A 12004-nucleotide genomic window follows, 5' to 3' on the forward strand; every position below is an offset into this window, starting at 1 on the left:
CTAACGAACCTCCAGATCACGATTTGCTGCAATTACCAGTTGCTGACTAGTAAAAGTGATACTCTTGCTTCTACTGCTATCGATTCGATGCAACATAATGTCATCAGAAGAAATTTCATTCTCAGCAATAACTTCTGATAGGGCTTCCCAGCAATCACGGCTATGAGTTGTTGCAAAAATTTGGATATCTAGCTTTTTGGCACTTTTCCAGATAAATTTCCAGAGATCAACCATGACACTGTAGTGAAAGCCAGTGTCAATTTCATCAATTAATAGAACTTGCCCTTTTGCATTAACCATCGTTAACGCAATGCCAAGTAGTCGCCAAATTCCGTCTCCCATACTTCCCATAGGATTTCGGTTGTTTTCATCACGAAACTGAATTAGAAATCCTTGCCTAGAACTCAGATTGACTCTTTCAAATTTACCGTGATCAGGTGCGATTCTTCTGATTCTTGGCTCAATAATCTGAATTGCCTCTATAATCAGATCTTCTTCTGGTGTTAGAACAATTTCATCAAAAAGTTTTGCAACTTTTTCAGAATTCAAATCAGTTGATACTAAAAATTCAAGATCCTGATCATATGGAGAAGAATCTTGAGAATAGAGAGATCGATCAAAAGGAATTTTGAAGTCTGGAGATATATCAACTGAATATGACAGCGAACCGAAGTTTTGATCCTGTTTTTCTAGAAGAAGTTTTGGCCAAGTTTCTTTGCGAATGTCGGAAAGACTATGAAGTTTTAAGCCTCCCTTTTGACTTGTATCAATTTGAATAGAAATGCTTTCTTTCGTTCCTTCTTGGTGTAAACCCAAAATTCTTACAACTTCTCCATTGTTCACATTTCGATTATTGAATAGATGAGTGATCTCTGCAATGTATTCTCTAGAATTTACATATTCTCCAGAGTTACCAAGAGGAGAAACTTCGCCACGATTGATGTGTAAGTTAACGATGGACTGGGCGGGATGCTCCTGGGTCATGAGCAAGTAAATTGCTTCTAGGACTGAGGTTTTGCCGCTGTTGTTTTTGCCGGTGAGCAGGTTGATGCGGCCCAGTTTCGGGATGGTGAAGTGGGAAAACTGGCGGAAGTTTTCGATTTCGAGACTTTGGAGCATGGTGGGGATCTCCTGAGGGACAGAGAAGGGACGATCGCCCTGGTGGGTCAAGGTGGATTAGTTCAAAACTAACGCGAAAAACCCTGATCCAGTGCTGGCAGGATCGGGGTTCTCGCGTGATGGTCGATCGCCCTTAGCGCGATCGGGAGGGGCGAAAGGCTGAACCTATTGCAACAAACTCCGCAACATCCAAGCGTTCTTTTCGTGAATTTGCAAGCGCTGGGTCAACAGATCGGCCGTGGGTTCATCGTTCGCCGCATCGGCCAGGGGGAACACCGCCCGCGCCGTGCGCACGACGGCCTCTTGGCCTTCCACCAACTGGGCAATCATCACCTCGGCGCTGGGAACGCCCTCAGCCTCGGGAATGGAGGTTAGCTTGGCATATTCGCTGTAGCTGCCGGGAGCCGGGAAGCCGAGCGATCGAATCCGTTCCGCAATCAAATCCACCGCGAGGGCGAGTTCGGTGTACTGTCCCTCGAACATCAGGTGCAGCGTGTTGAACATCGGGCCCGTGACGTTCCAGTGGAAGTTGTGGGTTTTCAGATAAAGGGTGTAGGTGTCGGCCAGGACGCGGGAGAGGCCGGCGGCGATGTTGGCGCGATCGGCTTCGGGAATGCCGATATTAATGATGGGAGCAGAAACAGCCATGGTGAATTACCCAACTTGATGAAACGACTTTAAGACAGGGGCTAGGGAAACGGAGGGGCGCGATCGGGTTGTCTTTATCATAGTCATATTGATTTCGAGTTGCAATACGTCAAATTATCCTGACTGCGGGGGGTGGGTGCAGCCTGCTGATCCCTTGACCTGTGGCAAATGGAGATCAGTAAAATCACTTAGTATGGGTTCGTTTTTGAGGGGAACAATGCGGCAAGTTTTTTGGGTGGGAGCGCTGCTGTGGGTGATGGCTCCGGAAGCGATCGCGGCGACCAATCCGGTGCTGCAAATTGGGATTGTGCAGCGGTTTGGGGAACAGCCGGGAACCTTGGAGTTGAAGGCACAACCGGGCGATCGCCTAACAGTAAAGGTGGATTCGCTCGATCGCACCCAAACCTTGACGGGCGATCGCTTGGTGTTGCAACCCGTTACCCAACCCTTGCCGGAACCCGTTGTTGATGAGCGGGTGGTGCTGGGTACTTACCGCAGCTTTGAAACGGCGGAGGCGGCCGCGACCCAATGGCGATCGCGCGGGATTCAGGTGGAGTTGGCCCAACCGTCGGAGCGCTGGCAGGTGTGGGCCAAGCGGGAAATTTATCACCAGCCCCTGTTGCGGCGGTTGTTGCTGGATAGCGTTCGGGCCAACCCGCCCGCCACAACCGGCGGCCAGCCCAGTTTGTTTAGTCAGCGGCGCGATCGCAACCTGTTGGTCAGCGGCGCGATCGGGGGACGCTCCTTTGCCAGTGAACGGCTGGAGATTTCGGCGGGCAAAGGGGCGATCGAGGTGGGGCGTGATCGATTTGCCGGTTCCCTGAAGCTCCAGCGCAACGCCTATGGCAGCTACACGATCGTCAATGCCGTACCCACGGAAACCTACCTGCGCGGCGTGGTTCCCTACGAAATTGGGGCCGGCGCACCGGAATCCGCCCTGCAAGCCCAGGCGATTTTGGCGCGCACCTATGCCCTGCGGAATTTGCGGCGGTTTGCGATCGATGGCTACCAACTCTGCGCGGATACCCATTGCCAGGTCTATCGCGGCCTAAAGGCGGCCACAGCTCGGGTCGATCGGGCGATCGCCGCCACCAACGGTCAGGTGCTCACCTACCAAAACGAGCTGATTGACGCGCTCTACTTTTCCACCTCCGGCGGCGTGACAGCCCACTTTACGGATGTGTGGGACGGGCCCGATCGCCCCTACCTGCGGCCCGTAGTCGATGCCCATCAACCGATTTGGGACTTGGCGGCGCGGCCCCTGTCCGATGAGCGCAACCTGCGGCAATTCCTGGCGATCGCCCAGGGTTGGAACGAACTGGGTTGGCGCGATTTCCGCTGGCGACGCAGCAGCACCCTGCCGGAAATTGCCCAAGGCTTGCAGCGCTATTGTCGGGCCCAAAACAGTGATTGCGCCAACCTGAAAACCGTCCAAAGCCTGACCGTGACGGAGCGATCGCCCGGCGGCCGAGTACGCAAGCTGACCGTCGCAACCGATCGCGGGCCCCTGGTGCTCGAAAAAGACGCGGTTCGCAGCGCCTTCATGGCTCCGCGCAGCACGTTGTTTTACCTGGAGCCGATCGGGGGTGGCACGCAACCGTTGCGGGGCTATGCCTTTGTGGGTGGCGGCTGGGGTCACGGCGCGGGCCTGAGCCAAGCGGGATCGCAAAAGCTGGCTCAGCTCGGGTGGAATGCCAGCCGCATCTTGCAGTTCTATTACCCCGGCACGCAGTTACAACCGATGAGCGATCGGCTAATTCTCTGGCGCGATCCGCAACCGCAATAGCGATCGTTCCCATCCCAGCCAGGGGGTCTCAACCCCTTGTTAACCCTCGATTTTGGGTATGAAGGGATCGTTAAGCGATCACCCCAGACCAAATTTCTAGAGTTAAAAATAATGACAGCAGGCCGTTTGTAGGACGCACCTGCCGCTAACTGCGGTCACAAAATCGCCTCAATTAAGGTTAGTCAACCGAGTTGCTCAGAAGCAGATTGAAAAACTGAACTGAGCACCTCTGAGGTGATTCCTTTCCATCAGCCGATCAAGGCGATCATTGAGCGTGATGTTCAGTATTTTGTGGCGAGGAACGATAGCTAAAATCGCTGTAAGAAACCAGAAAAAGCAGCGAAGAAGATAGAGGCTATTTGGCACGATTGGCTAGGGGCGATCGGCTCCATCATGCTCATGCTTGAAATCCTTAAGAGGTGATCTATGTTCAAGTCAGTGTTGGGTAAGTTTGGGGGGAGCCGATCGCCTTGGGTGCTGGGTTCCGTTGTGCTGGCTGGGGCGATCGCGGCTAGTGGTCTGCCGGATCTCGCTGTTGCCAAGACTCGCGATATTGGCCGCGCGATTACTTCTGGCCAAGCCAAGCAAGCCAAGGCCTTGGAGCAAGAAATTCTGGCAGCCCACAACAAATACCGAAAGGAAGTTGGCGTGCCCGACCTCACTTGGTCGCCCACATTGGCGGCCCATGCCCAATCCTGGGCTAACCAGTTAGCCAGCACTGGCCAATTCGATCACTCAACCGATCCCCACGGGGAAGGCGAGAACCTCGCCAAGGGCACGGTGGGAGCCGATAGTGCTGCGAAATTGGTTGATCTTTGGGGTAGCGAAAAGCAATATTTTCAGCCCGGAATTTTCCCGGATGTCAGTACCACGGGCAACTGGGCCGATGTGGGGCACTATACCCAAGTGGTTTGGCGGAACACGACGCAAGTGGGCTGTGGTGTCGCGATCGGGGGCGGTAGTGCAGTTTTGGTTTGTCGCTATAGTCCGCCGGGTAATTATGAGGAAGAACCCGTTTATTAGTGGGAGTGAGGCTTAGTTGATACGGGCTTGAAATCCTGTATTTGGGAGTGCTTAGGTTGCGATCGGTTGATGGCGTGTTGGGGCGATCGACAACCATAATAGTTACGATCAACACCTTGGAAAATCGGTGGCGGCTGGTGAATGAAATGATGAGTCATAATGAAGCATCACCAAAATGTCATCAGCCGCCATGAATTCAGCAATCGAAACCGAAATTTGCGAGTGTGAAGCGCGACTGCGTGCCGCGATGAGCACGTCTAATCTGTCTGAATTGGACGCGCTCATTGCTGATAATTTGCTCTTTTCTGGCCCAACTGGTGAGCTAGCGACTAAGGCGATGGATTTAGAGTTACATCGCACAGGAGGCACTCAGTTTCATGAGTTGGTGTCTAAGGCGCTAGAAATCCGAGTTTTGAGCGAAAATGTTGCGCTTGCATCGGCGCATATTTTCTTGAGTGGATCGTATCTAGGAAATGCTTTTGCGGGAGATTTCCGCTATATGCGGGTGTGGCGCAGGGGCGAAACGGGCTGGCAAGTGGCTGGGGGAAGCGTGACTCCTTATAATTTTTCTTAGATAGGGTTTAGAAAACACCATGTCAGTTATGGTAGCCAAACCATATACTGAGTTTTGGAATGATACCTACTAAGCTGGAAGAACCAGAATTTTTCTTAACTGGTAATACTGTAATTTAGTAATGATGAGCCAGTGAAAGTCTTACGACGTAAGCAATCAGTTCCAGAAAATTATTACCTCATAGGCACTATCTAAATTCGATCATTATTTGGGAACGCGTAATCGCTACTTTGAGGATGAAGGCAACCTTTTCTAACAGATTGTGGGCATTAAAAACTCTACTTGCTAGTTTACAAGATGTAATTTTCTAAAACTGAGAATTGCAATAGAGTTCTGCCCATTCACCTAGCTTTTTGAAGGTTGCGTGACCAGCTTCATAGGTTCCCAGGGCAATCACGCCTGTCCCCCCAACGAGCAATGTGCTCATCGCGATGGGGCCGCCCACAGCCGAAGTGACTACAGCGGTGGCTGCCGCTCCTGTTGTACTGCTGCCTAGCAAGCCAGCAATCAAGGTGACAACGCCGCCTAAGCCAAGGTCAGAAACGGCTGAGGCTAGCCCAGCGTAGCCCGCCAGGGAACCAGCCCCCGAAGCCGAGGCAGCCGCGATCGAAGAAGTGAGTGTCATAGCTGATCGCGCCCCTGCCTCCAGAGCTTCCCAAGTGGAGTTGTCCACATTCTGGAGAGAATCTCGATAGGCGTTACACAGGTGGGCCGGTGACTGTTTCAGAAAACGATCGGCATCCTTAATCAACTGCTTATTATGCAGGACTTGCGCAAGACCAGAGGATACATGTGGATCGGAAATCACCTGAGCAGTGCTTTCCCAGGCTGCCTTGAATTGCGTTTCGATATCGCGCAGGGGGAATCGTCCCACTTGGGCTTGTTGGACAATCACCTCAACAAACTCACGCATCTTCGAGTTTTTGGTTACAGCCTCAATCACCTGCTCCGACAGGGAAGAATCGAGGCGCGGCAAGGAATCGGCGATCGCCATTTTCGGCAACAACAAGATCGCAGAAGCACTGAAAAACCAACAAGCAAGAACGATGGAGAGCAAGCGTCGGAAGTGTGACAGCCTAACTTGCATAACTTGATTGGTGGAGAAAGTTTTGTAGCTGGTTATGTCTAAGAGAAATTATACAATAAAGTTTAAGGAAGTAGACTCTAGGAGTTTTTTGAAGAGCGAGTAGGGTGGGCATTGCCCACCACTATCTAGCTAAGACATCATCTATCTTTAAAAATCGTCTCTTCCAGCAGTTTTAGCAATAGTCCCTAAGTTTAGGTGGGCATTGCCCACCCTACAGGCGCTAATATCATATGGGTCACGATCGCGACTGCTGAACAGTAAAGATATGAGAAAGTTGGATGCGCTCAAACTAGTGCAATCTCGCCAAGAAGAACTGCGCCAACTAGGCGTTAGGTCACTTAATCTTTTTGGCTCCGTTGCTCGCGATCGAGCCAACTCTCAAAGCGATATTGATATCTTAGTAGAACTGGATGAATCAATTGGCTTCTTTGAGTTTTTCCGCATCAAGCATTATCTAGAAGATCTGTTTCAATGTCCTGTTGATTTGGGAACTGTTGATGCCCTTAAAGAACATCTCAGGGAACCCATTCTGGAGGAAGCAGTTCATGTCTTCTAGATCCGCAAAAGAGCGAATCCAAGATATTCTCAGTGCGATTGATAGCATTCAGAGCCGAACTGCTGGCATCAGTTTCGATCAATTTAGCCAAAATGAAACCATCGTTAAAGCTGTTCTCTATGACTTGATTATTATTGGTGAGGCTGCGATTAATATTCCTGCTGATATTCAAGCTTCAGCACCTGAAATTCCCTGGCGACTCATGGGCGACATGAGAAACATTATGGCTCATGAATATTTTCAAATTAGTCTACGAATTACATGGTCAACGATTCAAAATAATTTACCAATCCTCATCGATCCACTACAGCAACTCCAAGCAAATCTGTGAATTCATTTAGCAGGTCGATCGCCCATGGGTCGTGGTCTTATTCGTCGAGCACATAGCTACATTCAACGCGGCAATCGGCGGCGGCTGCGATTGTTGTTGGGCAAACATCCCGAGCTTTACCAGGCCAACGAAGCCAGGTTGCTGGACTACGCCATTTGGCACAACCGATCGATGGTGACTTGGCTGCTCGATCGGGGCGCGCCCGTGGATGGCCCGCCCGGTAACTTTGGCTGTACGCCCCTGCTCAATGTTGTTGTTGAAGGGGACTTGCCGATGATCAATTTGCTGTTGCGACGGGGAGCCGACCCCAACGCCGTCACGGATGATTCAGAAACGCCCCTTGGGTTTGCCGTGGCTTGGCGACAGGCCGGCGCGATCGGCCGCTTGTTGGCCGCCGGAGCCGACCCCAACCGAATTGGTGACTATGGCCCCGACTTCACCCATCTCGATCAGGCATTGTTGATGGATTGGCCCGAGGGGGCGGAACGCTTGCGGGCGGCTGGAGCAAAGCGGTTTTTGGAGTTGGCGGCCAGCGCGGAACCCTAGTGGCGCGGCTGCCTTAACGTGATAGGCCAAGTCAACTGACTGTTGTCGCCACCAAACCGTTAGGCAGCAAGGGGCTTAAGCCCCTTGTTACGACGACTGCCTTTGCCGCTTTGACCCAATACATTAAGCCTGTTGCGCGACTAGGGCGAAGCGACCCACACGGCTTTGATGGCTGCGGTGGGGTGATAACGTTGTGTGCTGTAAAAACTGTCGCTTTGGCCTTGGGTGGTGGGATAGTTGCCATCGAAGTCATTGGGCTGACCTTGGGTGCGAAAAATCAGACCCACCGGCTGGCTGGCAAATTTGACATATTCCCGCGCTTCATCATCCCAATTGAAACTGAGAGTGGCTTTGCCATAGACCGCTTCGGCTTGGGCGATCGAGCTGCCGGGGCCAATTCCTTCGGCGGTTTTGTAGGCGGCGTTCTCCGTCATCAGCATGGAAATCGGGTCGCGATCGCGTGGTGCTCCGCCTGCTGCTTCGTAAATGACATAAAACAGCGTTTGCGATCCCGACTTGGCCGCGATGCCACCAAAGTCCACCAGCAGATTCGGCACATTTTCCCAGCGCACATTGGGCCCCATCAGCCGCTTGGCTTCGGCAAGGGTCATGCCCAGCCGCACCCGACCCAGGCGACCGTTGGCGATTTCGCGATTCGCATCCACCGCCGCCACCCGATCCACGGTGGGCGACTGACCCGCTCCCGGAGCCGATGGGGTCTCGCTGTTCAAGGCCACAGGCTGGGTCGCTGGGGCTGCCGGAGCTTCGGTGGTGACTGCTGCATCGCTGCGGTTCCCATTGCCACAGCCGATCAGCAAGCAGGCCAAGCACCCCCAGCCCACCACCCCAGAACGAGCCAGGAGGGACGCGAAGATCCGAGGGCGACGGGAAGCGCGGGGCAGGGCGGGGAAGGGCATCATGATTAAAAGTTGGCGGTTTATTCAGTCGATTTATTCGATCGATAAATTGTGATTTCAGGGTCGATTTTGTCGAAGTTGGAATAAATTTTCATGTCATCCAACAGTCGATAGGTCACCGTGGGGCGATCGAACCAATACCACTTGGGCTTGGTTTGGTATTGCAGCGCCAGTTCGTAGCCCAACTTTCCCGATTGTAACTGCTCAAAAAATTGGTGACCTGGAGAATTTTGCAAAAAGCGGCGTTGGTCATAGCCACTGCTGACAATAATCCATTGGGGCTTGAGGGCGCTCACCTGGCCCAAGTCCGGTTCTTCAAGCAATTTGGCTTGGAATCCTGTGGTGCGGGGCAAATATTTCTCAATGCCCACTTCCAGAATTAATTGATTTGCGGGAATTTGCGATCGCATCCATTCTTCAACAAAATAGCGCGAATCATGGGTCATTAAACTGTTGACTGTCCAGCTGTAACCCAGGCTATAACTCAAGGCGAGGGTGGTGATGAAAGCACCGGGAAAAAACCAAGGTTTTAGGCGATCGCTCAACTGGGCCATGGCAGAACCCGCGAAGAAGGCAAAGAGAGGCATTAAGGGCATTAAATAGCGCACATCGTTGTACAAAATAGGCGCGATATAAAACAGGTAATAGGAAATACCGGGAACCCAAAGATAGAGCGGCAACCATTGCCGATCAGTGGGATGAAGAGAGGTGCAGCCCGGTTGGGAATGGCCTCGGAGCGATCGAACCAATCGCCAGCCATAGAGCGCTATTCCGACCCAAGCCAGCCACCAAAGGGGCCAGCCAAAGGAAAATTGCAAATGCCCGAAACTTTGGCCCAGCATTTCCCACTGCCCTTGCAAACTTTCTTCGTAGCGAGGGCGAATGCTGGCTCCTCCGTACAGAATTAAGTTGAATCGATCGATAAACCCTTGGAAGTTAAAGAGGGCATTTTGCAGAATTAAAAATGCTCCAACCCCTGCACCAAGGCCATAGCCCACCCGTTGATCGCGCACCGCTTGCCAAAGGGTGAATTGAGGATTGCTCAGCCGTTGTTTTTGCCAATAGTGCCAAATCACAAAGAACGGCGTGAGGATGCAAAATCCATAGAACTGATCTTTGGTACAAACGGCGATCGCGGCTAAAACTGCGCCGATGATGTAGTCGCGAAAGCGGTGATGGTTCAGAATTTCCACATAGACAATTAAAAAGGCGATCGACCAAAACAAAACGGGAATATCTAAGTTGGCGATTTTGGCGTAGTAGACATAAAGGGGCGTGAGGGCCATGGATAAGGCCGCTAGCCAGCCCGTTTTGCGATCAAAAATCATTTCTCCCAACCGCACCATCAAGACCATGGTTCCCATGCCCATGACCACGCAAAGTAGCCGATTGAGATAGAACAAAAGGCTATAGGTTTTCAGGTCTTCAAAGGAAACCCAGCCCAGTTGTTTCAGTACCAACAGGGGCGAATAGAGCAGGGTCAGTAGGTAATAGTGAAAGGGTGGATATTTATAGTGCCAACCGTTGGCAAATTTTTGATCGATCGCCTCTAAAACCCGTTCTGGCGTTAGCTCATCGGCGGCCCAACCTTTCCAGTCGGGCAATCCCCAGTTAATGCCATAGAGGGCGATCGCGCCACTTAACAAAATCAAACCCAAGAGGGGTAAGGAGATTGTCCAGCGGGGAGCTTGGCGAGGACTTTGGAACCCGGTTTGAAATCCCTTTTGCAAACTGGTCAGAATTTTTTGGCTAATTGTTTGGTTAATCATCTTGATGGAAGTTGATCTGCAATGGAATGAAGGGCGTGAATCAAATTAAGGAATGAAATCCATCAGTAAGCCGTGATCAGACAGACTGAATGCATGGGATTAAAGGGACGATCTTAAGCAGTTGCCATTCAGAACAACCAATGATTGATCGGTGAATTGCTGACAACGATCGAGCAGCGTTTGCATCACGGGCACTTCGCCCCGCCTTAATTGTTCGATCGCTTGGCGATGGGCGATCGCTAGGGGTTCTTGGGGGCTGGCGCGGAACCAACGAACCCAGCCCATTTTTTGGAGCTGATTGGGGTCAAAATCTGCCCGATCGAGCAACCAAAAATCCACTGAATAGCGGTTCAAAATCTCCCGTAGGCGATCGGGGTTCGGGGTATATTGCCCCACAATTAAATCCGTTGCCCGCTGCAATAGCTCTGTGGCATAACGACGATGGTAGCGCATGGTGAACCCGGGGCCGACTACAATGGAGCGTTGGGCAAAACTGGGCAAGTTATCCGTTTCACGGGTGGTGGAAGCAATCCGAATGGTAACCGGTTGGTTCTGAAAAAATTCATAGAGTTGGGGATGGTTGCCAATTTCGTATTGCGTGGCGGGAAAACCAGGAAAGGTGAAGGGATAAATCAGCAAAAAACCGGTGATGAGCAACACCAAGCCTTTGGCTTTTGAATTGCTCAATTTTGTATTGGGCGGGCGTGATTTTGCCCATTGCCAAGCCTTTTGCACTAGCCAGCTCAGGGCGATCGCACCCAAAATGGCTACAACAATGCGCAGGGAATGTTCTGAGTAACGGTTGGGCAAATGCAACCGAAAGAGCAGAAGGTGGGCAACGGTAAACCAAGCCCCAGAGACGATTAATAACTGCGGCACAAAGACCAAGCTCGATCGCGTGGTCTGGGCCAGAGGAAACCGATCGCGCTGCCACCACAAAATCGGAAAGAGTAAGGTCAAAATAATTTGCGGGAAGGCGAAGTCAATTTCCCACCAATCGATTGGAATCAGTCCCGTGCGTCGATGCTTGAACCAATAAGCCCAAGCCGGTTCCACCTGGAAAAATTGGGCCCAAAAGGTTTTGGCTTCAGCGGCAGTTAGCACCGGGCCGTATTGACTCGATTTGCCGAGGAAGGGCAATAGAACTAAGCCTGAAAATATCAACAAACTGAGTTCTAATCGGCGCTGATTCCATAGGGTTTTCAGTAGCGATCGCACCTGGAACGGTGATCGCTGAGCAATTAGCCAAGTTCGCCAAATTAAATCTAGGCCAATCAGGGAAGATCCCAATAAAACGCCATGGGGATAGAAGCCGGCTAAAAGCCCGATGGCGCTGAAGAGTTGCCAGGGCGATCGCCCTAACCAACCCTTTAGAAACAGAAAGAAAAGGGGATAAATAAAAGCAACGGGTACACCGGAAACGAGATCATCGGCAATCCATAAATTTTGATTTAAAAATACGCAGGCGCTGAAGGCCGCCAAGGGCACGGGCAACAGTTGCCAAACCACTTGAAAACACAGAAATGTGGTTAGGGTTCCTAGGCCGATCGGCAGCAATTTATTGAAAACCATCGGATCTAAGCCGAGGATGCTGCCCAACCGATAGAGGCCTTGATATCCCCAGGGAGCCACGGATTGGAAATAGTCC

At 51.7% G+C, this 12004-nt stretch carries 12 protein-coding genes; 6 read left to right on the forward strand and 6 right to left on the reverse strand.

Translation table 11 applies throughout. The features are described 5' to 3' along the window. A complete protein-coding gene (locus AMR42_RS09025; RefSeq protein WP_099533124.1) occupies nt 1–1119 on the reverse strand; it encodes an ATP/GTP-binding protein in 1119 nt (372 codons plus the stop codon). Nucleotides 1120–1284: 165 nt separating this feature from the next. After that, the gene (locus AMR42_RS09030) at nt 1285–1767 is read right to left on the reverse strand and encodes a Dps family protein (RefSeq protein WP_099533125.1); all 483 of its coding nucleotides are present in this window, start codon (nt 1765–1767) and stop codon (nt 1285–1287) included. A 217-nt stretch (nt 1768–1984) separates the two neighbouring features. On the opposite strand from AMR42_RS09030, the gene AMR42_RS09035 reads away from it, so the two are divergent. The 3 genes from AMR42_RS09035 (at nt 1985) to AMR42_RS09045 (ending at nt 5150) form a co-directional block, all read left to right on the forward strand. Continuing rightward, nucleotides 1985–3553 (forward strand): SpoIID/LytB domain-containing protein, encoded by a 1569-nt coding sequence (locus AMR42_RS09035; RefSeq protein WP_158234421.1) that lies wholly within the window; start codon nt 1985–1987, stop codon nt 3551–3553. A 426-nt stretch (nt 3554–3979) separates the two neighbouring features. After that, nucleotides 3980–4576: a CAP domain-containing protein gene (locus AMR42_RS09040; RefSeq protein WP_234406884.1), complete on the forward strand. Its 597-nt coding sequence runs from the start codon at nt 3980–3982 to the stop codon at nt 4574–4576. Nucleotides 4577–4766: 190 nt separating this feature from the next. Beyond that, a complete protein-coding gene (locus AMR42_RS09045; RefSeq protein WP_099533127.1) occupies nt 4767–5150 on the forward strand; it encodes a nuclear transport factor 2 family protein in 384 nt (127 codons plus the stop codon). A gap of 307 nt (nt 5151–5457) precedes the next feature. On the opposite strand, the gene AMR42_RS09050 is transcribed toward AMR42_RS09045, so the two are convergent. After that, complete coding sequence (locus tag AMR42_RS09050; RefSeq protein ID WP_099533128.1) at nt 5458–6159, reverse strand: hypothetical protein; 702 nt, start codon at nt 6157–6159, stop codon at nt 5458–5460. 343 nt (nt 6160–6502) lie between these two features. On the opposite strand from AMR42_RS09050, the gene AMR42_RS09055 reads away from it, so the two are divergent. Genes AMR42_RS09055 through AMR42_RS09065 form a run of 3 tightly spaced genes read left to right on the forward strand, consistent with a single transcriptional unit; the run spans nt 6503 to nt 7670 of the window. Next, a complete protein-coding gene (locus AMR42_RS09055) occupies nt 6503–6793 on the forward strand; it encodes a nucleotidyltransferase family protein (RefSeq protein WP_099533129.1) in 291 nt (96 codons plus the stop codon). Then, nucleotides 6783–7124, forward strand: coding sequence for a DUF86 domain-containing protein (locus tag AMR42_RS09060; protein WP_099533130.1), 342 nt, complete (start codon nt 6783–6785; stop codon nt 7122–7124). The genes AMR42_RS09055 and AMR42_RS09060 overlap by 11 nt, the downstream gene beginning before the upstream one ends. Nucleotides 7125–7148: 24 nt before the next feature. After that, entirely contained in the window at nt 7149–7670 is a 522-nt protein-coding gene (locus AMR42_RS09065) for an ankyrin repeat domain-containing protein (RefSeq protein WP_099533131.1), read from the forward strand. A 140-nt stretch (nt 7671–7810) separates the two neighbouring features. On the opposite strand, the gene AMR42_RS09070 is transcribed toward AMR42_RS09065, so the two are convergent. From AMR42_RS09070 to AMR42_RS20365, 3 genes are all read right to left on the reverse strand, one after another. Continuing rightward, on the reverse strand, nt 7811–8590 hold the full coding sequence (locus AMR42_RS09070) for a hypothetical protein (protein WP_099533132.1): 780 nt from the start codon (nt 8588–8590) through the stop codon (nt 7811–7813). A 17-nt stretch (nt 8591–8607) separates the two neighbouring features. Beyond that, on the reverse strand, nt 8608–10356 hold the full coding sequence (locus AMR42_RS09075) for a glycosyltransferase family 39 protein (RefSeq protein ID WP_099533133.1): 1749 nt from the start codon (nt 10354–10356) through the stop codon (nt 8608–8610). A gap of 99 nt (nt 10357–10455) precedes the next feature. Further along, nucleotides 10456–12004 (reverse strand): hypothetical protein (locus AMR42_RS20365; protein WP_099533134.1); only part of this gene is annotated, 1549 nt, incomplete at its 5' end.

The sequence above is a fragment of the Limnothrix sp. PR1529 genome (genome assembly GCF_002742025.1).
Classification (GTDB): Bacteria; Cyanobacteriota; Cyanobacteriia; order CACIAM-69d; family CACIAM-69d; genus CACIAM-69d.

Coding starts and splice junctions, on each gene's coding strand:
- AMR42_RS09025 (WP_099533124.1), bottom strand. CDS start 1,119: ATGCTCCAAAGTCTCGAAATCGAAAACTTCCGCCAGTTTTCCCACTTC.
- AMR42_RS09030 (WP_099533125.1), bottom strand. CDS start 1,767: ATGGCTGTTTCTGCTCCCATCATTAATATCGGCATTCCCGAAGCCGAT.
- AMR42_RS09035 (WP_158234421.1), top strand. CDS start 1,985: ATGCGGCAAGTTTTTTGGGTGGGAGCGCTGCTGTGGGTGATGGCTCCG.
- AMR42_RS09040 (WP_234406884.1), top strand. CDS start 3,980: ATGTTCAAGTCAGTGTTGGGTAAGTTTGGGGGGAGCCGATCGCCTTGG.
- AMR42_RS09045 (WP_099533127.1), top strand. CDS start 4,767: ATGAATTCAGCAATCGAAACCGAAATTTGCGAGTGTGAAGCGCGACTG.
- AMR42_RS09055 (WP_099533129.1), top strand. CDS start 6,503: ATGAGAAAGTTGGATGCGCTCAAACTAGTGCAATCTCGCCAAGAAGAA.
- AMR42_RS09060 (WP_099533130.1), top strand. CDS start 6,783: ATGTCTTCTAGATCCGCAAAAGAGCGAATCCAAGATATTCTCAGTGCG.
- AMR42_RS09065 (WP_099533131.1), top strand. CDS start 7,149: ATGGGTCGTGGTCTTATTCGTCGAGCACATAGCTACATTCAACGCGGC.
- AMR42_RS09070 (WP_099533132.1), bottom strand. CDS start 8,590: ATGATGCCCTTCCCCGCCCTGCCCCGCGCTTCCCGTCGCCCTCGGATC.
- AMR42_RS09075 (WP_099533133.1), bottom strand. CDS start 10,356: ATGATTAACCAAACAATTAGCCAAAAAATTCTGACCAGTTTGCAAAAG.